Raw genomic sequence first — 24,657 nt, 5'->3', positions numbered from 1 at the left:
CTCCGCGACAGCTCAGGGCCAGAACCATTGGCAACTGGCTGTTGATGGGAGAACTCAATGAAGAAGATCTATTCCAGCGCCTCTGAAGCCCTTGATGGGGTGCTTCATGACGGCATGTTTATTGCGGCGGGGGGCTTTGGTCTCTGCGGCATTCCCGAGCTGCTGCTCGATGCAATCAAGGAGATCGGCACCAAGGATCTGACCTTTGCCTCCAACAACGCGGGCGTTGACGATTTTGGCATCGGCATTTTGTTGCAGACCAAACAGGTCAAGAAAATGATCTCGTCCTATGTGGGGGAAAACGCGGAATTCATGCGTCAGTACCTCTCTGGCGAGCTGGAGCTGGAATTCAACCCGCAGGGCACCCTGGCCGAGCGTATGCGCGCCGGTGGCGCCGGAATCCCCGGTTTCTTTACCAAGACCGGCGTTGGCACCGTGATTGCCGAAGGCAAGATGGAAAAGCAGTTTCCAACTGGTGCTGATGGCGCCATGGAAGATTATATCATGGAAGAAGGCATCTTTGCCGATCTTGCCATTGTGAAAGCCTGGAAAGCCGATGAGACTGGCAATCTGGTGTTCCGCAAGACCGCGCGCAACTTCAATGCCCCTGCCGCCACCTGTGGCAAGATCTGTATTGTCGAGGTCGAAGAGATCGTGCCCACAGGCAGCCTGGAGCCTGATAGCATCCACCTGCCCGGCATCTATGTGCATCGCATCATCAAAGGTGATCACGAGAAACGCATCGAACAGCGCACTGTGCGCCAGAAGGAGGCCTGATCCATGGCATGGGACCGCAATCAAATGGCCGCCCGGGCCGCGCAGGAACTGCAGGACGGCTGGTATGTGAATCTCGGTATCGGTATTCCGACGCTGGTTTCCAACTACATCCCCGAAGGCGTCGAAGTAACGCTGCAGTCGGAAAACGGCATGCTGGGCATGGGCCCCTTCCCCGTTGAGGGCGAAGAGGACGCAGATCTGATCAATGCAGGCAAGCAGACCATCACCGAACTGCCACAGACCGCCTATTTTGATTCCGCGCAGAGCTTTGCGATGATCCGTGGCGGCAAAATCGCCATGGCGATCCTGGGGGCGATGGAAGTGGCCGAAAACGGCGACCTGGCCAACTGGATGATCCCGGGCAAGCTGGTCAAGGGCATGGGCGGCGCCATGGATCTGGTGGCGGGCGTTGGCCGTGTTGTTGTGGTCATGGATCACACCAATAAGCATGGCGACAGCAAGGTGCTGAAAGAATGCACTCTGCCGCTGACCGGTCAGAAAGTTGTGGATCGCATCATCACCAACCTCGGTGTGCTGGATGTGGTCGAGGGCGGACTAAAGATCGTTGAATGTGCGGATGGTGTGACAGAAGAGGAGCTGCGCGCCTCTACACTGGCAACCATCGTCGGTTAAGCACCTACATTGAGGTCTCGGCTACACAGCTGCCCACCATAATTCACGGCAATGGCTCATCTCACCCTGAGATGAGCCATTTTTTGTCACGGAGCCTGTTTTGAGGCAGCGTCAGGAACCTAACCTTAACGTAAGGCAAGCTCTACTCCCGCCTAGGCAGAGCACCGCCCGGAAAACCCACTTTTGCTGCGCCTTTTTGACGGCATAAAGCCGCTGTCAACACAATGGTGTCACAAATAGCTTGCCAAGCGGCGCAGGTAGTTTATCCGAAGGCTCATAGTCAATAAAAACGGCAGGCGCATGACAAACTCCAATGACCTTCCCAAACCGCAGCCTACTGAGCGGTCTTCGCGCGATTGGGTGAAGATTCTAGCGAAATATCGCGAGCCCAACGAGCTGCGCAGCGGCTTTGAACTGGGGGTCAGCGCTATTCCCTTTTTCCTGCTTTGGGCTCTGGCCTGGTGGGCTCTGTCCTACAGCTACTGGCTGGCTTTTGCGATCTCGCTGGTGAATGCCGCGTTTTTGCTGCGCCTGTTCACCATCCAGCACGACTGTGGCCATGGAGCGTTTTTCAAAAACCGCCGGCTGAGCGACTGGGTTGGTCGGATCTTAGGCGTTTTGACCCTGACGCCTTATGATGTCTGGCGGCGGACCCATTCCGAGCACCACAGCGCTGCAGGCAATCTGGACAAACGTGGCATGGGCGATGTGCATACGCTGACCGTGGCCGAGTATCAGGCCCTCTCCACCCTTGGCAAACTGCATTACCGGGTCTACCGCAGCCCCGTCACCCTGTTTGGACTGGGGCCAAGCTATCTGTTTCTGCTGCAAAACCGCATTCCGTTGGGACTGATGAACAGCCTGCGCTACTGGACCAGTGCCATGGGCACCAATCTGGCAATCCTCGCAGCCCTGGGCGCCATCTGGTACTTTGGCGGTTTGCTGCCGCTGCTCCTGATCTTTCTGCCTTCGACCATTCTGGCAGCCACCGCTGGGGTCTGGCTGTTCTATGTGCAGCACCAGTTTGAAACCACACATTGGGAACATGCTGATGACTGGCAGCTGCATGATGCGGCGCTCAATGGCAGCTCCTACTATGTTCTGCCTGCGGTTCTGCAGTGGTTCTCTGCCAATATCGGCATCCATCAGGTGCACCACCTTTACAGCCGTATCCCCTTTTACCGGCTGACCGAAGTGATCAAGGATCATTCGGAACTGGCGATGATGAACCGGCTGACCATCCGCGAGAGCCTGCATTGTGCCCGGCTACACCTGTGGGATGAGAACAGCAAACGCCTGTTGTCTTTCTCCCAGGCCCGTGCGCTCTACGGCTGACGGCGCCAAAAACCCACACAGACAAAACCGGGGCCCCTGCGGCCCCGTTTTTTTGGATAGAGCCCTTTGAAATGGCCGCAACGCAGAATAGCAGCCTGATGGCCGAGCTATTTGATCTAGCGAAAGACACAGCCGTCACTGATCAGCTCTGGTGGCGTCATGCAAAGCGCGCGCGCCACCTGATAGGCCGCAAGCACCTTTGGCACATAGTCACGCGTCTCCGCAAAAGGCGGCACACCTTGATGGGTGCGGACGGCCCCCTCACCAGCGTTATATCCTGCCAGCGCCAAAACCGCGTCACCCCCGAACTCTTCCAGCAGCCAATCCAGATACCTGATGCCGCCTCTGATGTTTTGCTCTGCAACCAGCGCATCGGTGACACCAAAACGCGCCGCAGTATCCGGCATCAATTGCATCAGCCCCGTTGCCCCGGCGCTGCTCACCGCCTCTGCCTTGCCCGCAGATTCCACGGCGATCACCGCCAGCACCAGTGCCGGAGACACCCGACTGTCCGCTGAGGAGATCAGGATCGGCACAGCCTGTTCCTGGATGATCTGTTGCATCAGCTGCAGACCAGGTGCAGAAACAGGGGGCGACGCGGTTTTGAGCGCCGTTAGCGCCTGCACCAGGCGCGCATGTGCCCTCTCCTCCTCTATCCCTGTTGGAACCCGCTGCCAGAACCAGCCATAGCGGCCGATCTCTCCAGATGTCGTGCTGTCGTCGGACTGCGCGGCACTTGCTGCCCCGGACAAAGGTGCGCTCTGAGGCTCGGCAATCTGAATGGTGATTTTTGGCGGCGTTCCGGGCTTGGGGGCGGTCACTCGCCTGGCCTCAAATTTGGGAAACGCCCGTGGCGTTGGCTTCGGTACGGCGTCATCTAGCTGTTGGGCAACAGAATCCCCAGCTCCAAAGGCCAAAACAAGCGAGGCCAAAATAAAGTTCAGCCCCAATCGAGATTTCTTGGTCATTTTACCGCTCAACACTTGGGTCTTTTTCCCGACAGACTCACCTATTGCGACGAAAAAAGCCAGTTCTACAGCCTCAAATCTGGCGGTTTCGCCTTATTTGCGGCCCTTCGCCCCTACAAAGCCCCGATGATTGACGAAAAGTAAACTTATAAATTGTTCAAATACAGTGCCTTAGCAAAATTATTGCCAGAAAGTTAAATTTGGGCAGTGATTTTCGGAATCCGGCCCAATTCCTGCCACGCTCACCCGGCTATATGTACTCATCCAAGCGACACAGGGTCGGTGAGAGAGAGAGACAGACCCTGAAACAACGTCGCCGGGTAATGTAACAAACCTTAGATATCCCTGGAGGGACAACACAATGATCAAATTCATCAAAAACTTCCGCAAAGACGACTCTGGCGCCGTGACCGTTGACTGGGTTGTTCTGACCGCCGCTGTTGCCGCTCTGGCCGGTGCTGCCTACACCGCCATCGAAGGCGCTAACACCACCGTGACTGGCAACACCGCCAGCTACATTACCACTCACGGTGCAGACACTGTTGGCGACGGCACCTAAGCTTTACGCTTAAGCGTACTTGAGTTTCGAGGCCGCGCCCTTTCCCGAGGACGCGGCCTCTTTTCCTAAGCTGACTACATGCGAGGCTGCCGTGAAAAAGATCTGGTTCTTTATAGCAAGCGATGATGGAGCGGTAACGGTTGATTGGGTGATGCTGACAGCGGCAGTGGTAACCCTGATTGCAGCTGTTGCTTCCATAATGCCCACCGCAGTTAAAAATGTGGCTGCGAATACCCAAACCTACTTGGAAGGCTTGACCTTCTTCTAGAAGAGGTTCACCGCCCAATATCTGCAGAAGGCAGATCATCATTTGTTTCGACATAACCGCTTTGGCCGTACCAGTTTCCTGGATGGCTTCAGCTCCAATTGAGAGGTCTCACCATGCGTGCAGTTTTCGGATTGGTCCTGATTGTCGGGGTTGCCCTCGCAGGTGGCGCCGTGATGATGGCCAAAAACTATATTTCCGCTCACCAGACCGCCCTTGCCCAAGAGCGCGCCAATCGAACCGAAGCAATCCCAACCACCGAAGTTTTTGTGGCCAATGCGCAACTGAAATACGGCGAGCGCCTGACTAAAGAATTGGTTCGCAAGGTGCGTTGGCCCAGCGAGTCGGTGCCCGAAGGCGCCTTTACCACCCTTGAGGCACTCTTTCCTTCTGCCAATCCTGGTGACCTGCGGGTGGTCCTGCGGACCATGGAAAAAAATGAGGCCCTTTTGGCGGTTAAGTTGACCGCTCCTGGCCAAGACGCGGGGATCACATCGCAGCTGCAGCCCGGCATGCGTGCCTTTGCCATCAAAGTTGATGTGCACTCTGGCGTCTCTGGCTTCTTGCGCCCTGGCGATAACGTGGACGTCTACTGGACGGGTTCCGTGCGCGGCGGGGACGACCGAGGCAAACAAGAGATTACCCGGCTCATCGACACCAGCATCGAACTGATCGCCGTTGACCAAAGTGCCAATACCGATGTGAACGGGGCACGAATTGCCCGGACTGTGACCGTCGCTGTTCGGCCGGAACAAGTGGCTTCGCTGGCTCAGGCACAATCGACCGGCAGGCTTTCCTTGTCGCTGGTGGGCGCCGGAGACAATACCGTTGCTTCGGTTATCGAAGTGAACCAGCGCAGCCTTTTGGGTCTTGGTGAACAACTGGCCCCCGCTCCAGTCGAGCAAAAGCGGGTCTGCACCATTCGCACCCGCCGTGGCGCCGAGGTGGTCGAGATCCCGATCCCCTGTACAAACTAAGGCGCAGCGTCAATCCCAAACCCTGCGTCCTGATCGGGTTGGAAGGACTGTGTTCTCAACATTTTAACCTCCGTTGCCGGGCCATCTCTTGGGATGGTCCGGCGGCGTCTGTTGCCGCGGTCCCACAGAGGAATGACTGTAACTCCCCGCCGGAAGCCTTTGATTCTTGCAATAATTCACAAATTGCAGCACAGTGGTGCTAATCAACGGGCAAAAAGACCCGAAAATGAGGCGTGATCGGAAAGGCAGGTCACATGAGAATTCGTGGATTTATGGCGGCAGCTCTAACTGGGCTATCGCTTCTCTGTATGGCTGTGCCAGATGTATCGCTGGCCAATGGGCTGCGCGTGGTCAAACGTGGCACCTCTGTCACCTTAGATGTGCCGATGAACCGCGCGGTGGTGGTTGAAAGCGATGATGCCTTTGCCGAGCTAAGCATTGCCAACCCCAATATCGCCGATATCTCTTCGCTGTCGGATCGCACCATCTATGTGCTGGGCAAATCCCCGGGGCTGACGACACTGACCCTGCTTGATGCCTCGGGTCAGCTGATCACCAATGTAAATGTGAGGGTGGCGGCAGATGTCTCGGAATTCAAAGAGCGGCTGCGCCAGATTCTTCCCGGAGAGAAAATCGAAGTCCGCACCGCCAATGACGGCATCGTGCTATCAGGCACCGTCTCCAGCGCGGCGCGTCTGCAACGCGCCCTAGACTTGGCCGAGCGCTATGCCCCCGAGCGGGTCAGCAATCTGATGAGCGTCGGAGGCGTGCAGCAGGTCATGCTCAAGGTGCGCTTTGCTGAGATGCAGCGTTCGGTCTCCAAAGCGCTTTCCTCTTCGGTTGGCCTGACCAATTCAAGCGGTGCCGGTCACGTCTTTGGCGAAACCGGCAGCTGGTTGAGCGGTAGCAATGGCATCAACAATCCAAACATCACAACCCGGGACGGCAGCCAGGGCGCAATTGCTTTCAACTTTGGCGTAAGTTCACTTCAGGTGAGCCTTCTGCTGGAAGCGCTCGAACAAAAGGGCGTGGTTCGGACACTGGCGGAACCCAACCTCTCGGCTCTTTCCGGCCAAGAGGCCAAATTCCTGGCCGGTGGTGAGTTTCCGATTCCCGTGCCAGATGGCGACGGCGGCATCGGCCTTGAATTCAAGCCCTTTGGCGTTGAGATGAATTTCATCCCTCGCGTTGTGGATGGCGACCTGATCAATCTGGATATCAGAACCGCTGTTTCCGCAATCGATTCGGCAAACTCCATCACCACCAACAGCATTACGGTTCCCGCGTTCTCACGTCGCGAAGCCTCGACCACAGTTGAACTGCGCGACGGTGAGAGCTTTGCCATTGCCGGTCTGGTTGAAGATGAGTTCCGCGACAGCAACGGCCAGGTGCCCTGGCTCGGCGATGTCCCGATCGTTGGCGCGCTGTTTCGCAGTGCCGAATATCAGCGTGAACAATCCGAGCTGGTGATCATCGTAAGCGCCCATCTGGTGACCCCGACCCGCGGCGAGGCCCTCAGCCTGCCGACGGACCGCATCACCCCGCCCAGCGAATCCGAGCTGTTCCTGCTCGGGCGCACCTTCCACACCAAGGAAGGCCCGGCAGGCGAAGTTGCCAAACAGGACTTCAATGGCTCCTACGGCTACGTATTGGACTAGAGCAAAAGGAAACCGGGTAGATGATCAAACATGTAGCGATCCTTGGACTAGTTCTGAGTGCATCGGCCTGTTCCCATCGACAGGCAGGTACACCATTAGACGGCAGTCTTCTGGGGGCAGCGGCCCTCAACAATGCCGCCGTGATGAGCGGCGAGCGCGATTTTGCCATCCAACTGGCGCAGCGCTTTGCCAATGAAGTGCCAACAACAATCAACTTCACTTTTAACGATTCTCGTCTGGATGGAGAGGCCCGCGAAGTACTGGACCGTCAGGCCCATTGGATCAAACAATTCCCTGAAGTCCGCTTCCGCGTCTATGGTCACACCGATTCGGTTGGCAGTACTGCCTACAACAAACGATTGGGCCAGCGACGCGCCCGTGCCGCCGTGAACTACCTGGTTAGCCGCGGCATTGATCGCCGCCGACTGGAGGCCATGGTGTCTTTTGGTGAAAGCCAGCCGCTGGTTCTTACCGATGGGCGGGAACGCCGCAATCGCCGCACCGTTACAGAAGTCAGCGGCTTTATGAAACGCCATCCTTCCTTATTGGATGGGAAGTACGCCCAGATCGTCTATCGAGACTATGTTGCCAGTGCCAAGCCTGAAACCGGCCTGACCCTTTCTGAATCCGTTACTCTGGCAGAAGACTAGTCCGTCCGATCACACCCGTTTAAGACCTCTTAACAATTCCCAATAATTGGGGCTTTTTGGCCCCAATCTTGCCCAGATCTTCGTCGACATTGAACCTCAGAGGCAGCCAGACAACCCGTGTTTGTCTGGCCGCTTTGAAACCAAGAGGATAATGTCGATGAGCAGTGAAATGCCACAAACTGAAACACCTGCCATTGTCGCCTGTACCATCAGCCGCGACGTGCAGAATTTCGACCTCTTAATTGAAGACATGGAAACCGCGCTTGGTGAGGCCTGGGGAGATCTGGGATTCAATGAAACCCTGGCCTTCTTTTCTCAATCCGAAGCCGAGACCTTAGAATTTGTTGCCCTCGCAATGGATAGCGAGGATGAGGCCAATCTGGCACAGATGGGTGAAATCATCACCCAGGCCAAAACCCACGACATCAAAGTGATCTTGATCGCTGAGGAAGTCAGCCCTGCCGCGCTGCACACCTTGCTACGCCAGGGCGCTGATGAGTTTATCCCCTACCCGCTGCCGGAAGGTGAACTGCAGGCTGCCATTGACCGGCTCAGCACGCCCGCACCAGAACCTGTTGCGCCCAGCAATCTGCATCCCCTGCAGGGTGATGCCGGCCGCGATGGCGCGGTAATCGTCTGTCATGGGCTGGCAGGTGGAACCGGTTCGACCACATTGGCGGTCAATCTCGCCTGGGAACTGGCTGAGATGAGTACCCAGAAAACACCCTCGGTATGTCTGCTCGATTTTGACATGCAGCAGGGGTCGGTTTCGACCTATCTTGATCTGCCCCGTCGCGAGGCGGTGATGGAGATGCTGAGCGAAACCGAAGAAATGGATGCCGATATCTTTGCTCAGGCGCTGTTGCCCTTTGAGGAAAAACTGCAGGTTCTAACCGCGCCTAGCGACATGATCCCGCTGGATTTCATCTCGGTCGAGGACGTCGAACGCGTGATTGAAATGGCCCGCAGTCATTTTGATTTTGTCATCATCGACATGCCACATACCTTGGTGCAATGGTCCGAGACTATATTGCAGATGGCCCATGTCTATTTTGCCCTGATCGAGTTGGACATGCGCTCGGCCCAGAACGCCCTGCGGATGAAACGCGCGCTGCAATCTGAAGGGCTGCCCTTTGACAAGCTGCGCTTTGCCCTGAACCGGGCGCCAAAATTCACCGACCTCAGCGGCAAAAGCCGGGTCAAGAGGATGGCAGAAAGCCTCGGGATCTCGATTGATCTGCAACTTCCCGATGGCGGCAAGCCGATCACCCAGAGCTGTGATCATGGGCTGCCTCTGGCCACATCAAATGCCAAAAACCCCCTGCGCAAGGAAATCGCCAAACTGGCGCGCTCCCTGCACGATCTGGGGGCCAACGAGGCCGAGGCAGCCGCCTAGTCTCTACTGTCCCAATTTAGTGAGTAACCGGGGGGTCTCTCATGTTTTCCAAGTACAAGAAATCATCATCCAAGCCAAAAGCTGAGGCCCCAGTGGTAGAGGCCGCTGTCGCTGCCACGCCCAGCCCCAAAGCTAAAACCAGCCTGCGTCGGCCGGTGGCCCGCCTGGCTGCAGAAGCTACTGCCCAGGACAAGGACCGCAAACGCCAGGAGCGCCTGAGCGAGATCAAGGTGCAGCTGCACCGCGATTTGTTGGAAAACCTGAACCTGGCCGCGCTGGAAACCGCCCCCGAGGCAGAGCTGCGGGGCGAGATCTCGGCCATTGCGGCGGAAATTCTCGAAGAAAAGGGCATCGTTCTCAACCGCGGCGACCGCATGACGCTCAACAAGGAGCTTTATGATGAGGTCACAGGGCTCGGCCCGCTTGAGACGCTTTTGCAGGATGATACCGTCAGCGATATTCTGGTCAATGGCCCCCATCAGATCTTTATCGAACGCAGCGGTAAACTACAGCTGAGCAATATCGCCTTCAAAGATGAAAAGCACCTGATGCGGATCATCGACAAGATCGTTTCAGCTGTTGGTCGACGCGTCGATGAAAGCAACCCCTACGTGGATGCCCGTCTTGCCGATGGCTCGCGCTTTAACGCCATGGTGCCGCCAGTTGCGGTGGATGGCTCGCTGGTGTCGATCCGTAAGTTCAAAAAAGACAAGCTGGGCATTGACGATCTGGTTGAATTTGGCGCCTTCACCGAAGAAATGGCGGCCTATCTTCAGGCTGCGGTTTCAACCCGGCTGAACGTGATTGTATCTGGTGGTACCGGCTCTGGTAAAACCACCACGCTCAATGCGCTGTCTTCGTTCATTGATAACTCCGAACGCATCCTGACAATCGAGGATACGGCGGAACTTCAGCTGCAGCAGACCCACGTGGGTCGGATGGAAAGCCGCCCGCCCAATGTTGAGGGCAAAGGCGAAGTTTCTCCGCGTGACTGTCTGAAAAACGCCCTGCGGATGCGTCCGGACCGGATCATCGTGGGGGAGACCCGTGGCGAAGAGGTCATCGACATGTTGCAGGCGATGAACACCGGCCACGATGGATCGATGACCACAATTCACGCCAACTCGGCACGTGACGGGATCTCTCGTTTGGAGAATATGATCGCCATGGCCGGCATGGAAATGCCGATCAAGGCGGTGCGCAGTCAGATTTCTTCGGCGGTGAATGTGATCGTGCAGGCCTCGCGTCTGCAGGATGGCTCGCGCCGGATGACCTCGATCACCGAAATCACCGGCATGGAGGGCGATGTGATCTCGATGCAGGAGCTGTTCCGCTTTCAGCGCGTTGGCCTGACCCCGGACAACAAGATCATCGGTCACTTCACCGCCAGCGGCGTGCGCAGTCACTACTCCGAGCGCTTCCGCCTGTGGGGCTATGATCTGCCGCCGTCGATTTATGAACCCAGCCAAGTGGAGGTCTGAAGATGCAACTGAGTGCAGAACCGGTCATCTATATCCTGATCTTTGTCGGAGTGATCGTGCTCGTCGAGGGCATCTATCTGGTCGCCTTTGGCAAATCCATCCGATTGAACAATCAGGTCAATCGCCGTCTGGAAATGATGGAGAAGGGCAGCAGCCGCGAGCAGGTTCTGGAGCAGCTGCGCAAAGAGCTGGGGCAGCATGGCAAATCCAAGACCATCCCGCTCTATTCAATTCTGGCTGAAAAGGCACAAAAGGCCGCAATTGCCTTTAGTCCCAAACAGCTGATGATGATTATGGCCGGGGTCGCCACCCTGGCCTTCTTTGGCTTGAGCATCGGCACAAGTACCCCCCTGCCCGCACGAATCCTTGCCGCGATCGTGATGGGCGTTGGAGGTGTGTTTTTCTGGGTTAACAAAAAGGCCGCCACACGCATGGCCTTGATCGAAGAACAGTTGCCCGACGCGGTGGAACTGATGGTGCGCAGCCTGCGCGTTGGCCATCCGTTCAACTCAACGGTGCAGATCGTTGCGCATGAAATCGAAGACCCGCTGGCCACTGAATTTGGCATCATTGCCGACGAGAGCGCCTATGGCCGGGATATCGGAGAGGCCCTGAAAGAAATGGCTGAACGGCTGGACATTCAGGATCTGCGCTTCCTGTCCGTCGCGGTGACCATTCAGCAGCAATCCGGGGGTAACCTGGCCGAGGTGCTCGCGGGTCTGGCCAAGGTGATCCGGGCGCGTTTTCGACTGTTTCGCCGGGTCAAAGCCATCACCGCTGAGGCGCAGTGGTCGGGCAAATTTCTGTCGGCATTCCCCTTGTTGGCGCTCATTGGCACTCTGCTGAAGGATCCGAACTACTACGATGGAGTCTTGGATCACCCCTGGTTCATTCCCGCCTGTTTCTTTGTTGGCATCATGCTATCGATAAACCTGTTCGTGATGCGCGTTCTAACCAACATCAAGGTTTGAGGACTGGAAAATGAACATCTTCTCCAATATCGAAACCTTCCTGACAGACCAGTTTGGTGCCTTTGGCCCGCTGCTGGTTTTGGGTCTTCTGGGCCTTGTCATGGTGGTGATCGCAGCGCTGCTTCTGTTGAATCAACCCGAAGATCCACTGAAGAAACTACAGCGAAATCAGGCTCCCGACGCTCAAACAAAGCCGCAAAAAGAGCGCCTGCGTCAAAAAAACCGCAATGAACAATTGCAGAAATTCGCTAACTTCCTTGAGCCCCAGAACGCCGAAGAGCTCTCGGCGATGGAGTTGAAGCTGAGCCAGGCTGGCTATCAATCAAAGGATGCGGTGCGGGTCTTTCACTTTGCCCAAATGGCCTTTGCTCTGATCGGGCTGGCGGCAGGTCTGTTCTATGTCTATGTGATGAACGCAGATTTTGAGTTTGACACCCAGGCATTGATGATCCGCATCATTGGCCCCGGTGCCGCCGGATACATGTTGCCAAAATACTGGGTCACACGTCGCATTGCCGAACGCACAGAGCAAATCGAGGCAGGTTTTCCGGACTCGCTGGATATGATGCTGGTTTGCGTTGAAGCTGGTCAGTCGCTGGACCAATCGATCGTCCGGGTGGCCTCTGAACTTCAGGCCTCTTACCCGCAACTGGCTTATGAATTCAACATTGTCGCGCATGAGATGAAAGCAGGCAAGGACAAGGACAAGGTTCTGCGGGATATGGGCACCCGCTGCGGCGTTCAGGATATCTCTTCCTTTGTCACCGTAATGATCCAGTCTGCCGCCTTTGGTACCTCTATCGCCGAGGCCCTGCGGGTCTATGCGTCAGAAATGCGAGATAAACGGGTGATGCGCGCCGAAGAGGCCGCAAATAAGTTGCCAGTTAAGATGACCCTTGCCACAATGATGTTGACGGTTCCACCGCTGCTGATCATCCTGGTCGGCCCCTCGATTAAGAACATCACCAACATGGGCAATACGGGCACTCACTAATGACAGATATTGAACGGGTTTCGCCCGTTCGCCGATTTGGACCCCGCACCGCCGCCTTTGCTTTTGCATTGGTGGCGGTCGGCTGTTCTCCGGCGGGCCAGTCTCAAAACTCCACCAATCTCTGGGCGCCTGGCGTTGATAGCCGAAAAGACAGCGTAGACCCGCTGATTATCGGCCACCGGTTGATGGCGGCGCAGGAATACGAACTTGCCCTGGAAGCCTTCACTCGCGCCACATTGAATCACGGGCTGACCTCGGAAATCCTGTCCAGCTTGGGCTCTGCCAATCTGGGGCTGGGTCGGCTGGGGCAGGCAGAGGAGCTGTTACGGCAGGCGGCCAAGAAGGCGCCTGACTGGGCTGAACCTCACAACAACCTCGGTATTGTGCTCCTGGAGCGTGGTAAAACAGCCGAGGCGGTTCAGATCCTCAAGCGGGCTTATGCGCTCAACAATGGCGAAAGTGACGCAATCCGGGATAATTTGCGCCTGGCCCTCGAAAAATTTGAAAATACCCCTCATAGTGGCGGGCAAAGCACAGAAAACAACACTTACAAGTTGGTGCAACAGGGCGGGGGTAGCTATGCGATTCGCAAATCCCCGAACCTCTAGAGGCTGAGCAGTAAAAGGACGCAGAAAAATGCGCCATGTATTTCTAGTATCTGCCTGTCTGGCAGGCGCCTTGGCGCTGTCGGCATGCGTCAAGCAAGATGGTGAAGAAACCGTCGAACGCGCCTTTCAGGACGTGAATGTCATCGATGAGACCAACCTCAACGATGTCATGTTGACAGTCGCGGACCCCAATCAGGCGGTGAATTACTTCCGCGATGCGACACGAGAAAACCCTGACAGGATCGACCTGCAGCGCGGCTTGGCGACCTCCTTGATCCGTGCCAAGCGTAACACCGAGGCTGTCGTGGCCTGGAAAAAGGTTGTTGCCGAGACAGGTGCCACCAGTGAGGACCGGCTCGGGCTGGCGGATTCCCTGATCCGCACCGGCGACTGGGATCAGGCAAAAGAGGCCCTGAACGCCATTCCCCCCACCCATGAGACCTACCAGCGCTACCGTCTGGAAGCCATGGTGGCTGATGCCAATCAGGACTGGAAACGCGCCGATAGTTTTTATGAAACAGCGGTTGGGCTGACCACCAGACCGGCCAAGATCATGAACAACTGGGGCTATTCCAAACTGACCCGCGGCGATTATAGCGAAGCAGAGCGCCTGTTTGGCGAAGCGATCCACCAGGACCAAAGCCTGTTCACCGCCAAGAACAACCTGGTTCTGGCCCGTGGTGCCCAGCGTAACTATGACCTGCCAGTGATCAGCATGACCCAGACGGAACAGGCCAAACTGTTGCACACGCTGGCGCTTTCTGCGGTCAAACAGGGCGATGTCAAGATTGGCGAAGGCCTGCTGCGTCAGGCGGTTGCCACCCATCCGCAGCATTTTGAAGCCGCAGCCAAAGCTTTGAGCGCTTTGGAGAACGGCTGACCATGGCGATGCTTGCCGGCTCGGCCGAGATTGCCCGCTGGTTTTTACCCTTTGTGCTGCCGCTGTGCTTTGCGGCCGCCTATACCGACCTGTCCACCATGCGCATTCCCAATTGGATCAATGACTGCCTCGGCGCGGTCTATGTGATCCTGGGGCTGTTCATCATGCCAACCTGGGCTGACTACGGCTGGCAATTGCTGCATCTGCCCATTGGAATCGCCATCGGGTTTTTATTCTATTCCGCAGGTGTCATGGGCGCGGGCGATGCCAAATTCATCGGTGCCGCCGCGCCCTTGGTGATGCTGGCTGATCTGCCTGCGCTGATCATGATCTATAGCGCCAACCTGCTGGCCGCCTTTGCCACCCATAGACTGGCCAAATTCACCCCGCTCAGCCGTCTGGCGCCGGGATGGCAAAGCTGGAATGTGGGAAAGAAGTTTCCCATGGGCTTTAGCCTTGGCGGTACCCTGGCGATCTATTTAATTCTGGTAGCCTGTTTCGGCCAGTAGCTTCGCAGGACCAGACTGCCCTGTCGCCCAGAACCCGTGACGTCTGCGCTATTTACTTCTGCCGGATGGGTATCAAAGCCAACCACTGCTTAGAGCCCGATTTACTGATTTCCTGTCTCGCAGCGCATGTCCGCCGGTATCTGACGCGGGCATAAGCAACGTGTCACCAATAAACGCCGCATCGCCAGTCACATAGGTCGCGCAGGGGCGCGTTTGTCCAGGGGCATCACGGCAACATCCAGATCGCCGAAGGCAAAGACATCCCCGTCTGCGAACACTCGGTCGAATTGACTGCCGTCCATCTCGAGCTCGGTGCCTGTTCCTTCCTGGCCAAGGATCGCCGCAAAGAGATCTCCGGGATCATCATCTGAACGGGTCAATTCATCCATCTGGCAATCACCAGTGGCCTTGATCTCTTCCAGCGCCTTTCCGGCGCGAGAACCGTCCAGTTACATCCATATTCCTCAGCGGATTTTCTGCCTTTAAAGTTGAGGTGACACCTGTTCACATCTTGTGCGCCGAGAAATTGCTTGATCTTTACGCGGATTCTCTCTCACTCTGTAAGAACATATCTCACAAAATAATAGCAAACATTCCAAATGCATCTCGAACGCCTCATCAATCTACTCGAAATCATTGCGGTGGTTGGCCGTCCCGTCAGTGCGACTGAAGTACAGGTCGCCAGCGGGCTGCCAAAGCCCACCTGTTATCGTCTGGTACAAACCTTACAGGAACAGGGGTTGATCGATGACCCAGGCGATGACGGTCGCTACGTGATCGGAGAGCGCTTGATCCGCATCGCCCTATTGGGAAAGTCGGACGTGGATGTGCGTCGCGTTGCTGCCCCATTGCTCAAAGGTGCGGCGGCGGCGTTTAATGAAACAGTATTTCTAGCGCGTTTTCGAGACAGCAAAGTCGAAATCATCCATGTGGAAACACCTGAAGACCCAGCGCGCGCCTTCATCCACCCCGGTATCGGGGAGCGCCCGATGCATGCCTGCTCCTGTTCCAAGGCCATCGCCGCCTTTGCGGAAGAAACCTTCCAGGACACAATTATGCAAGGCAGCCTTCAGGCCTATACCGACCACACAAAGACCACCCGACAAGACCTGCTTGCAGAATTCGATGTGATCCGACGCCAGGGTTTTGCCGATTGCGACCAGGAGATCGACATCGGTATTTCAAGCGTCGCGGCGCCTGTCACCATTGGGAATATCGGGGCCACCTTTAGCGTCGGCGCCGTGGGCCCCGTGCGCCGGTTTGGAACGCAGTACAGACATAACATTGGGCGCCAACTGCCCGAACTTGCCACAAAGATCAGCGGAGCCATTCAGCTATGCAACGTGGCCGAGGTCTGAGGAGAGACCGGAGCCACGCTGTTTCGACCCCCATGGAGGTGGGGATAACTTTAGGGAGGAAGAACGATGAATAAACCGATGAAGCCGGATCCAACGTTTCATGCTTCTGCGAAACTGGCGATGGAGGCTCCACCAGAAAATTTCGCCTTTACGGTGATGCTGGGCAAGGACCAGGATCAACATGACGGGATCGCGGTGATTGACCTGCGCGCCGGTTCAGACACCTACGGCGAGATTGTGCATACCGTGATGACCGAAACCACGGGTGACGAATTCCACCACTTTGGCTGGAATGCTTGCTCATCTTCGCTGTCGCCCTTATCGGGCCACGCCTTCCTGGAACGTCGCTATCTGATCGTGCCCGGCATCCGGTCTTCGCGGATCTTTATCTTTGACGTCAAAGATCCACTGAAGGCACATATTCACAAGATCATTGAACCCGAAGAACTGTTTGAAAAAACGGGTTATTCACGCCCCCATACGATTCACTGCGGACCCGAAGGTATCTATGTCTCGACCCTTGGCGGGGGTGGCCCCGAGGGCACCGACGGTCCTCCGGGCATCTTCATCATGGATTGCGAAACCTTCGAAATCATCGGCCAGTATGAGATGGATCGCGGCGCCCAGGACAAGCACTATGATTTCTGGTGGAACCTGCCTCAAGACTACATGGTCAGCTCTGAATGGGGGCTGCCGCCACAGTATGAAAACGGCGTCGTGGCTGAGGATTTATTGTCAAATAAATATGGTCACTCCATCCATTTCTGGGACCTGCGCGCACGCAAGAACATCCAGACCATGGATTTTGGTGAAAACTATCAGATGGCACTGGAAATTCGCCCTGCCCATGATCCCACCAAGTCCTATGGCTTCTGTGGTGTTGTTGTGGATACGACCAATCTGCAAGGTGCGATCTTTACCTGGTGGCGTGATGATGACGGGGTCTGGCAGTCCAAGAAAACCATCACCATTGATCCACGCCCCGAAGATCCCGATAATCTGCCAGACTTGCTGAAGGGCTTTGGTGCGGTGCCGCCGTTGGTGACTGACATCGATCTGAGCCTTGATGACAAATACCTCTATGTGGCGTGCTGGGGTTTGGGCGAAATGCATCAATACGATGTTTCTGATCCAATGAATCCTGTGCTGAACGGCAAAGTGGAACTGGGCGGCATCGCCACTGAGCACAAGCACCCCAACGGCAAAGATTTCATCTATGGCCCTCAAATGGTCGAGATCAGCCGTGACGGAAAGCGCGTTTACTGGACGAACTCGCTGTATTCCACATGGGACAACCAGTTCTACCCGCATCAAGAAGGCGGGCAGATGGTGATGGCAAATGTCGCTGATGATGGCAGTTTTGCCCTTGATCCTGACTTCTACATCGACTTCCCCGAAAACACCCGCGCGCACCAGATCCGTCTGGAGGGGGGCGATTGCTCAACCGACAGCTTCTGCTACCCTTCGGTCTAGTAGATGGAGGATATGACTTTGACGGCCCTTTGGTGGGCCGTCGTTTTGTCCGGTGTTTACCACGGTGTAAATCCCGGTATGGGCTGGCCGCTGGCGGTGTCCGCCGCGCTGTTTGAGCGCAAGAAAAGCGCGATGATCAAAGCGCTTGCGATGTTGGCGACAGGCCATTTTTTGGCGATGATCGTGATCCTGCTGCCGTTCTCGATGATGGTTTTCCTGATCGACAACGAACGCGAAATCCGCATCTGTGCCGGCGTGTTGGTGATTGCGATGGGGCTCTATCTGCTGATCAACCGCCGGCACCCAAAAATACTGGCGCGCGTGCATCCTGCCAAGCTGGGATTATGGTCGTTTCTGGCGGCGACGGCACATGGTGCGGGTCTGATGTTGGTCCCGATCTACCTTGGTATTTGCGGGCTTTTGCGTCCCGGCGAAAGCGTGTTGGGCACCGGCCAGGCCGCTGCACAAGAATTGATGACAAACAATGTCATGACCGCTTTTCTGGTCGCGGCCACCCACACCTTCGCAATGACCTTCGCTGGCGCCGTAATCGCTGTGTTTGTCTATGCGTGGTTTGGTCTGAAATTCATCTCGAAGAGTTGGTTCAACCTCGATCTGGTATGGGCGTTGAGCCTGATCCTCGTCGGGGCATTCGGGATTTTTTCCGCCCTAGCGGGCCATCATTAAGGCCAAAGGCCTATCAATATGAACGACTTACTTCTTGTTAAGCGGACATTGACGCAACTGTAGCGGTGGTCAGCAAAGTTCGCTTAACGTTTATTGGCGAGCCAGTGAAACACCCAAAGCCCCTCAATCTGTTGGGGCAAACCTTGACAGGCAGAGTGGCAATTTCAGACCTGAAGCGCCGCCCTGCAAACTGGGCTTGTACAGCTGCCCACATCAAAAGGAATGCCCCACTCCCGGCGCCCTTGTGCAAATCTCGTGCCATTGCGCAACCTGCGACAACCTGTCTTTGGGTCGGCGACACTCGCTTAACCTCTCGTGTCTATACTGCACATGTTTAGTAACGAGAGACATTGAGAGCCCCCCGATGAAGCAGAACCACACCTTTCTTCGAGATCCCGTTGATACAGAGTCCCGATTGCAATTGCGCCTGCCCTGCACGATCCACTGTCCGGACCAGGCCTTTGAGGTCTTTACCTTCAACATCAGCTATAGCGGCATTGGCGTCGAATTACCCGCGGGCGCCAGTGAAGAGGAAAGCTACCTCCCGGACACAATTACCATTCCCGATATCGGCACCTTCGATGTCTATGTGCGTTGGCGACGCGGGCAGCGCATAGGCTGCGCCTTTTCCGCCAAACGTAGCGCCCGCCCGGTGCTCGATGCCTACTTTAAAATGACTGGCACCTACCCGCTCTGACAGCGGAGCCCTGTCGAACAATTCAGCTGCGATTGCTCCGCAGCTGGATCCATTAAAATCCGCTCAAAGCGACCGCCAAATTGCTACGGCTTTGCCTCAGTCTTGCCGCAGTGGTGAATAGACTGTTGTCCAAAGCCCCCTGCCCGCTGGGCAGGTACAACATCTTTGCGATCCCATGAGCAGGCCACCAGATGAACATGCAAAACAGCCCCGTCACTGCCCCGCCCACCCCCAAGGGATTGGAGCAGATGCAGCTTCCGATCGTGATGATGCGGGATATCCTGCTCAAGACGATCTTTCGCAAAAACGTCGATATTGTCAGCGAGGTGGCCGAAGCAATCTGCCTGCCGGTCTCGGTAACGCAAGAGCTGATCGACATGGCCCGCGAGCAGAAGCTGCTGGAAGCCACTGGCACGCTCAACGCCAATAGCGGCAATGAGATGGGTTATCAGCTGACAGATGCGGGCAAGGCGCGAGCACAAGACGCGCTGAGCCAATCGGAATATTTTGGCGCCATGCCGGTGCCGCTGGATGTCTACCGCGAACAGATCAAGCGCCAGTCGATCCGCAATATCTTGGTGACGCGCGACCAATTGGTCAGCGCCATGGGGCATTTGGTGCTGCCCAACAGTCTACTGGATCATCTGGGGCCTGCGGTCAGTGCTGGCCGTTCGATCCTGATGTATGGCCCACCCGGCAATGGTAAATCCTCGATCTCCAACGGTATTCGTGACGCCCTCGGCGATCACGTCTATGTGCCGCGTGCCATTGAATATGCCGGCCAGGTGATTACCGTCTATGACCCCATCGTTCATACCTTGATTGACGAGGCACCAGAGGATCCAAACGCCATTCGCCGCCCCAAGCGGTTTGACAGCCGCTACGTGAAATGTGAACGCCCCACGGTGATCACCGGTGGTGAGCTGACGCTGGATATGCTGGATTTGGTCTATAACCCCACCGCCCGCACCTATCAGGCGCCATTGCAGCTGAAATCGGCTGGTGGCATCTTTATCGTCGATGACCTTGGCCGTCAGGCGGAGCCGCCGCAGACTCTGGTCAACCGCTGGATTGTACCACTGGAAGAAAACAAGGATATCCTTGCCCTGCAATCGGGTGAGAAGTTCGAGGTACCCTTTGACACGCTGGTGATCTTTTCCACCAACTTCCACCCCAACGAGATCTTTGATCAGGCGGCGCTGCGGCGGATCTTTTTCAAGATCAAGATTGATGGGCCAAACCAGGAAAACTTCCTCAAGATCTTTGCCATGGTGGCGCGCAAACGCGGCATGCCACTGGACGAGACCGCTCTGGTGCATCTGCTCAAGGTGAAATACCCGACCATCGATAATACCTATGCCAATTATCAACCAATCTTCCTGATTGACCAGATGATTGCGATCTGTGAGTTCGAGGGCATCCCCTATCAGATGAGCCCGGATCTGATCGACCGCGCCTGGGCCAATATGTTTGTGAAAGACGAGCAGATCGTCAAATAGCCAAGCTCTGTTCGCCTGAGACGTCCAGCAGAACCAACGAAAGGAGCCATGACATGCATCATGGCTCCCTTTTGTCATTGCACCAGCCGTTTAGGGGGCAAACAACAGGTCAATCACCTGCTTTTGCTGGTCACGCGACCTGCCCGTCAACTCGGCAATGGTGGTGGTGCCTTCCGCTGTCATCCCGGCGGCCCCCAGGGTATCCAGTCCCGCCTGCAGCTCATGACCGCTCAGCGCAATCACTGTGGCAACATCCGAACGCGCCATGGCCTGCATCACCATCTGCGCCGGGTGTCCTCCGTCACCCGAGGCCGGCCAGAAGGACAGCGCCAGCAAAATGACCCCGCCCCCCATGATAACACGCGCCATCGGACGCTTCAGATAGGTGGTAAAGGGGCGCCAGTTCAGCAGCAGATGCGCCACCACCCCCAGAACCATCAGCCAGCCTCCCCATTCATGCAGAAAGGAATTCAAACCACTATCCAGATGAAAAAACATCAAAATTCCGGTCACTCCCATGACCAGGAAGGATGCAGTGGTAAGTGGCGTGGCCCAATTGCGTAACGCAGACATTTTCCAAACTCCTGTATATGCCTTGCTTTATGACTGAACGCAGCAGAACAGGTTTTCCGTCGCTTGAATTTTGTTTTTCGGCTCTTGAAACACGGCTTGTTAGGGCCACCAGCAAGATGTGGCGCAGCGTCACCTGCGCAGGCCCCTCTTCCTGCTTTAGGTTACATCCAAAACACTCAGGAAGAATAGGATCCGCCCCTTTGGAACAGCGCATACGTGATAGCTTTGCCCAGCAAAGCATGATGGAAACCCTTGGTGCCAGTATCAGCAGCGTCCAGCCCGGAGAGGTGATAATCACCGCGCCCATTCTGGCAACCAGCCGCCAACAGCAGGGCTTTGCCCATGCGGCGCTAACCTTTGCCATTGGCGACAGCGCGGCAGGCTATTCAGCGCTCACCCTGTTGGCCGCGGATCAAGAGGTGATGACGGCAGAGATCAAGGTGAACCTGCTCGCCCCTGGCGCAGGGGATTATCTGCGGGCCACCGGGCGCGTGATCAAACCTGGTCGCCGCCTTGTGGTGGTCAGCGCCGAGGTACATGCCATCACCAGGGACGCGGAAAAGCTGATCGCGGTGCTCCAAGGAACCATGATCCCGGTCTCGCCTTAAGGAGGGGCATTGCCTGCCCCAAAGGGTACAGCACTCCAGCCGCCTGTTCCGCCTGTAGCTGCGACTGACCGGACCCTGCGGCCCATCGGCCATCTGCAGAAAATCGCCCCCCCTTTGGCGGCTGTAGCCCTGCCCTTTGGTCTGGGTCTGGCTCGCCCAATGGAACCGATGCACGCGCCCGCCCGCCTCCGCAAACTCGGGGGCAGCATCGCCCAATCGCATCAACAGAGCGTCTCACTGCCCCGGTCGGGATCACCATCGGGTAACAATCCTGCGCCTCCAGCGGGATCGGGGTACCGTGCTTGGCCAAAGGCAGATTTGCACCTAAGACCCTGGCAGAGCTAGGTATTCGGTGCTCGGCCTTGCAGATGCTGTGGTGTTAGATTGGAACTAGCTACAGCCCAGAAACGCTGCAGCTTCGATCATCAAAACAACGCCCATGGTTACTCGCGCCCAGAAAAATTCAGCCGCATGAGCATCGATCTTTCACGTATCGTACGAGAAATCACCACCAAATTACCTGCATTTCATGAAACCTAAGCACGACTAGTGTAAACTTTATTGCGGATACCATGATGAAATTGCTGTGGCTTGGAGCGGAGATCACCCCCAGGTGTTTGATCCCACGGTTTGATGGTGCGATCTGTTCTTTGGACTGGAAGGAAGCATTATGGGCCGGGCACGTCACGGCTGCGCCACCTACTGTTACTCGGCAGGCGATTTGCAAAGCAAATCTGCCGAGAGAGCACGCACGCTTCCAGAGCAACAATACAGCGATCCATTGGCTGACAGGGTTATGCCTAGCATGATCCCAAGAAGCGCAAGCGACAACCGCGGCGCTGAGCCGGGAACTCGGTATCACTGTCGAAACGCTCGCCAAATGGCGCAAGCGCGAGATGATTGAAGATCGTAAACCGAGTCCAACAGCGCCCAGTTCCACGGTTCTGGGCGAAGATGAAGAGGCGATGATAGTCGCACGCTACTGCCGCTGGATGATTGTTTGTATGCCTTGCAGCCAACCATCCCGCACCTGACGCGATCTTCCCTAGACCGGTGCTTGCAACGGCATGGGATATCGCGACTTCCAGAGTTGGACGGCAACAAGCCCAAACGGCAAAGGTTCAAACGCTACCCTATTAGCTATTTCCATATCGACATTGCCGAGTTGCGCACAAATGAAGGTTAGCTCTATCTCTTTGTAGCCATTGATCGATCCGGCGGGTCTGCGGTGGCACGGCTTGTAGACAAAGCAAACCGCAAGACAGCCTGGGAATTCCTGGAGGCCGTTCTCGAGGCCGTACCTTGCAAAATCCACACAATCCTGACGGACAACGGCCTCCGTTTTTTGAGCAGCCGCGCAACCGCAACACGCCTTATTCTCGGCCAATGCGGTTTGCCATGATCTGCGCGGCAATCGGGATCGAGCATCGCCTACCCAAGCCAAACCATCCATGGAGCTGCGAGGATTGGAAAACAGTCCGAGGGACTGTTTTCCCGAGTGGCGGCCAAGCCGAGCGGATGAACCGCACAATCAAGGGTGCGACCGTGAAACGGTATCACGAGGACAGCCACGATCCGCTCCGCAGCCATCTCAGCGGCGTCCTTGACGCCTACAATTGCGCACGCCGCCTCAAGACACGCAGCAGTCTGACGCCTTACGAATAAACCTGCAAAATCCGGACTTCTGAACCAGATCGTTTCAACTTAATCCGATCCACAAGATGCCGGGACTGAACTCAAAGGGCCATATTTGCCGCTCGCCTCTTTTGGACGCGCCCTGGGCCATGCAACTCCATGCCATTGCCGCCCTTGTTCTGATCCCCTTTCCCCTCGCCTTGTTCGCTCTGATGCGCGCCAATCGCCTGTGTAAAATTCTCAGTTGGGCTTGGGGTCACGGGGCTTAGCCTCCGTCGCCTTTGGCGACTCCCCCGAGGTATTTAGGACCAAATGATGAACAGGGCTTGGCGATTGGATATTCATTTGGCCACAAATATCCTGGGGGTGAGCGCCTTGGCGCGAGGGGGCAAGGCCCACTCAAGTAGAACGGCCCAAGCCAAGGGCCAGGTGAATAATAATAACAATTTTTCGAGGCAAGGTTCGGCACCCCTAATGAAAACTGAAAAGGGCTCCTAAACGGAGCCCTTCCCTTGCACAAAAATACCTGTTTCAGGCAGTCAGACCTTCCGGCTCTGCCAGACCATTGGCCCGGCAGCAGGCAGTGACTGTATTCGCCAGCAGACAGGCAATGGTCATAGGGCCAACACCGCCTGGAACCGGTGTGATGGCCCCCGCTCGCTCGGAGCAGCTGGCGAAATCTGCATCGCCCACCAGCTTCATCTTGCCTTCGCCCTTTTCAGGCGCAGGAATGCGGTTGATGCCCACATCGATGACGGTGGCCCCTTCTTTGATCCAGTCGCCAGGCACCATTTCGGGGCGTCCCACTGCAGCAACCACGATATCGGCGCGGCGCACGACGTCGGGTAGATCTTTGGTGCGGCTATGCGCAATGGTGACGGTACAGCTATCGCCCAGAAGCAGCTGTGCCATTGGCTTGCCAACGATGTTGGAGCGTCCAATCACAACCGCATTCATGCCAGAGAGGCTGCCGTGGTAGTCGCGCAGCATCATCAGGCAGCCCAGCGGTGTGCACGGCACCATGGATTTCTGACCGGTACCCAACAGGCCGACATTGGAAATATGGAACCCATCCACATCCTTTTCCGGCGCAATGGAATTGATGATCAGGTCTTCGTTCAGGTGGCCCGGCAGCGGCAGCTGAACCAGAATACCATGCACTGCAGGGTCGTTGTTCAGCTTCTCCACCACGGCCAACAGATCGGCCTCGGAAGTATCCGCGTCCATCTTGTGCTCATAGGAGTTCATGCCGGTCTCGACGGTCTGCTTGCCCTTGGAACGCACATAGACCTGGGAAGCAGGATCTTCACCCACCAGCACCACGGCGAGACCGGGGGTGATGCCGTGCTCTTCTTTCAGGCGGGCAACGTGGCCGGCCACTTTTTCGCGTACTGTGGCGGCGAAGGCTTTGCCGTCAATGATGTTTGCTGCCATTGCATTCTTCCTTATGCCGCAGACCAAACCGG

25 protein-coding genes and 1 pseudogene are annotated in these 24,657 nt (G+C 56.4%); 22 read left to right on the top strand and 4 right to left on the bottom strand.

Features of this window, described 5'->3' with window-relative positions:
* Positions 1–57: 57 nt before the first annotated feature.
* From ED661_RS05320 to ED661_RS05310, 3 genes are all read left to right on the top strand, one after another.
* Positions 58–777 carry a CoA transferase subunit A gene (locus tag ED661_RS05320; RefSeq protein WP_122072898.1) on the top strand — a complete coding sequence of 240 codons (720 nt, stop codon included), beginning with the start codon at positions 58–60 and terminating at the stop codon, positions 775–777.
* 3 nt (positions 778–780) lie between these two features.
* Positions 781–1,410 (top strand): 3-oxoacid CoA-transferase subunit B, encoded by a 630-nt coding sequence (locus tag ED661_RS05315; protein ID WP_122072897.1) that lies wholly within the window; start codon positions 781–783, stop codon positions 1,408–1,410.
* A gap of 300 nt (positions 1,411–1,710) precedes the next feature.
* Entirely contained in the window at positions 1,711–2,745 is a 1,035-nt protein-coding gene (locus tag ED661_RS05310; protein WP_122072896.1) for a fatty acid desaturase, read from the top strand.
* A 116-nt stretch (positions 2,746–2,861) separates the two neighbouring features.
* Here ED661_RS05310 and ED661_RS05305 read toward each other — a convergent pair whose 3' ends face one another.
* Positions 2,862–3,713, bottom strand: coding sequence for a lytic transglycosylase domain-containing protein (locus ED661_RS05305; protein WP_122072895.1), 852 nt, complete (start codon positions 3,711–3,713; stop codon positions 2,862–2,864).
* A gap of 361 nt (positions 3,714–4,074) precedes the next feature.
* Here ED661_RS05305 and ED661_RS05300 point away from each other — a divergent pair, with 361 nt between their 5' ends.
* The 12 genes from ED661_RS05300 to ED661_RS05245 all read left to right on the top strand — a co-directional run bounded on the left by ED661_RS05300 (position 4,075) and on the right by ED661_RS05245 (position 14,661).
* Positions 4,075–4,272: a hypothetical protein gene (locus ED661_RS05300; protein WP_122072894.1), complete on the top strand. Its 198-nt coding sequence runs from the start codon at positions 4,075–4,077 to the stop codon at positions 4,270–4,272.
* 91 nt (positions 4,273–4,363) lie between these two features.
* On the top strand, positions 4,364–4,540 hold the full coding sequence (locus ED661_RS05295; RefSeq protein WP_162930043.1) for a hypothetical protein: 177 nt from the start codon (positions 4,364–4,366) through the stop codon (positions 4,538–4,540).
* 113 nt (positions 4,541–4,653) lie between these two features.
* Entirely contained in the window at positions 4,654–5,514 is an 861-nt protein-coding gene (gene cpaB / locus ED661_RS05290; RefSeq protein ID WP_122072892.1) for a Flp pilus assembly protein CpaB, read from the top strand.
* Between the two features lie 254 nt (positions 5,515–5,768).
* A complete protein-coding gene (locus ED661_RS05285; RefSeq protein WP_122072891.1) occupies positions 5,769–7,172 on the top strand; it encodes a type II and III secretion system protein family protein in 1,404 nt (467 codons plus the stop codon).
* Between the two features lie 20 nt (positions 7,173–7,192).
* Positions 7,193–7,822, top strand: coding sequence for an OmpA family protein (locus tag ED661_RS05280; protein WP_122072890.1), 630 nt, complete (start codon positions 7,193–7,195; stop codon positions 7,820–7,822).
* Between the two features lie 157 nt (positions 7,823–7,979).
* Complete coding sequence (locus ED661_RS05275) at positions 7,980–9,218, top strand: AAA family ATPase (protein ID WP_122073341.1); 1,239 nt, start codon at positions 7,980–7,982, stop codon at positions 9,216–9,218.
* A 41-nt stretch (positions 9,219–9,259) separates the two neighbouring features.
* The gene (locus tag ED661_RS05270) at positions 9,260–10,699 is read left to right on the top strand and encodes a CpaF family protein (RefSeq protein WP_122072889.1); all 1,440 of its coding nucleotides are present in this window, start codon (positions 9,260–9,262) and stop codon (positions 10,697–10,699) included.
* A gap of 2 nt (positions 10,700–10,701) precedes the next feature.
* A complete protein-coding gene (locus tag ED661_RS05265) occupies positions 10,702–11,670 on the top strand; it encodes a type II secretion system F family protein (RefSeq protein WP_122072888.1) in 969 nt (322 codons plus the stop codon).
* A gap of 10 nt (positions 11,671–11,680) precedes the next feature.
* Positions 11,681–12,664, top strand: a complete 984-nt coding sequence (locus tag ED661_RS05260) for a type II secretion system F family protein (RefSeq protein WP_122072887.1) — start codon at positions 11,681–11,683, stop codon at positions 12,662–12,664.
* Positions 12,664–13,272 carry a tetratricopeptide repeat protein gene (locus ED661_RS05255; protein ID WP_122072886.1) on the top strand — a complete coding sequence of 203 codons (609 nt, stop codon included), beginning with the start codon at positions 12,664–12,666 and terminating at the stop codon, positions 13,270–13,272. The genes ED661_RS05260 and ED661_RS05255 overlap by 1 nt, the downstream gene beginning before the upstream one ends.
* A 28-nt stretch (positions 13,273–13,300) precedes the next feature.
* Positions 13,301–14,152 carry a lipopolysaccharide assembly protein LapB gene (locus tag ED661_RS05250; RefSeq protein ID WP_122072885.1) on the top strand — a complete coding sequence of 284 codons (852 nt, stop codon included), beginning with the start codon at positions 13,301–13,303 and terminating at the stop codon, positions 14,150–14,152.
* 2 nt (positions 14,153–14,154) lie between these two features.
* Positions 14,155–14,661, top strand: coding sequence for a prepilin peptidase (locus ED661_RS05245; RefSeq protein WP_122072884.1), 507 nt, complete (start codon positions 14,155–14,157; stop codon positions 14,659–14,661).
* A 188-nt stretch (positions 14,662–14,849) separates the two neighbouring features.
* On the opposite strand, the gene ED661_RS22385 is transcribed toward ED661_RS05245, so the two are convergent.
* Positions 14,850–15,050: a hypothetical protein gene (locus ED661_RS22385; protein WP_122072883.1), complete on the bottom strand. Its 201-nt coding sequence runs from the start codon at positions 15,048–15,050 to the stop codon at positions 14,850–14,852.
* Positions 15,051–15,260: 210 nt separating this feature from the next.
* Here ED661_RS22385 and ED661_RS05235 point away from each other — a divergent pair, with 210 nt between their 5' ends.
* The 5 genes from ED661_RS05235 to ED661_RS05215 all read left to right on the top strand — a co-directional run bounded on the left by ED661_RS05235 (position 15,261) and on the right by ED661_RS05215 (position 20,375).
* Positions 15,261–16,019 (top strand): IclR family transcriptional regulator, encoded by a 759-nt coding sequence (locus tag ED661_RS05235; protein ID WP_122072882.1) that lies wholly within the window; start codon positions 15,261–15,263, stop codon positions 16,017–16,019.
* A 66-nt stretch (positions 16,020–16,085) separates the two neighbouring features.
* Positions 16,086–17,492 carry a selenium-binding protein SBP56-related protein gene (locus ED661_RS05230; protein WP_122072881.1) on the top strand — a complete coding sequence of 469 codons (1,407 nt, stop codon included), beginning with the start codon at positions 16,086–16,088 and terminating at the stop codon, positions 17,490–17,492.
* Between the two features lie 12 nt (positions 17,493–17,504).
* Positions 17,505–18,179 carry a hypothetical protein gene (locus tag ED661_RS05225; RefSeq protein WP_254054773.1) on the top strand — a complete coding sequence of 225 codons (675 nt, stop codon included), beginning with the start codon at positions 17,505–17,507 and terminating at the stop codon, positions 18,177–18,179.
* 364 nt (positions 18,180–18,543) lie between these two features.
* Positions 18,544–18,876: a PilZ domain-containing protein gene (locus ED661_RS05220; protein ID WP_122072879.1), complete on the top strand. Its 333-nt coding sequence runs from the start codon at positions 18,544–18,546 to the stop codon at positions 18,874–18,876.
* 191 nt (positions 18,877–19,067) lie between these two features.
* Positions 19,068–20,375: an ATPase gene (locus ED661_RS05215; protein WP_122072878.1), complete on the top strand. Its 1,308-nt coding sequence runs from the start codon at positions 19,068–19,070 to the stop codon at positions 20,373–20,375.
* 90 nt (positions 20,376–20,465) lie between these two features.
* Here ED661_RS05215 and ED661_RS05210 read toward each other — a convergent pair whose 3' ends face one another.
* On the bottom strand, positions 20,466–20,948 hold the full coding sequence (locus ED661_RS05210; RefSeq protein WP_122072877.1) for a DUF4405 domain-containing protein: 483 nt from the start codon (positions 20,946–20,948) through the stop codon (positions 20,466–20,468).
* Between the two features lie 200 nt (positions 20,949–21,148).
* Between ED661_RS05210 and ED661_RS05205 the strand changes: the two genes are divergently transcribed.
* Positions 21,149–21,556 (top strand): PaaI family thioesterase, encoded by a 408-nt coding sequence (locus tag ED661_RS05205; RefSeq protein WP_122072876.1) that lies wholly within the window; start codon positions 21,149–21,151, stop codon positions 21,554–21,556.
* Between the two features lie 839 nt (positions 21,557–22,395).
* Positions 22,396–23,295: pseudogene (locus tag ED661_RS05200) on the top strand (DDE-type integrase/transposase/recombinase); the annotation flags it as partial.
* 427 nt (positions 23,296–23,722) lie between these two features.
* On the opposite strand, the gene folD reads toward ED661_RS05200, so the two are convergent.
* Positions 23,723–24,625, bottom strand: a complete 903-nt coding sequence (gene folD / locus ED661_RS05195) for a bifunctional methylenetetrahydrofolate dehydrogenase/methenyltetrahydrofolate cyclohydrolase FolD (RefSeq protein ID WP_122072875.1) — start codon at positions 24,623–24,625, stop codon at positions 23,723–23,725.
* Positions 24,626–24,657: the final 32 nt, after the last annotated feature.

The organism is Pseudophaeobacter sp. EL27 (genome assembly GCF_900313025.1).
Lineage (GTDB): Bacteria > Pseudomonadota > Alphaproteobacteria > Rhodobacterales > Rhodobacteraceae > Pseudophaeobacter.
This window is presented reverse-complemented; position numbering and strand designations above follow the sequence as displayed.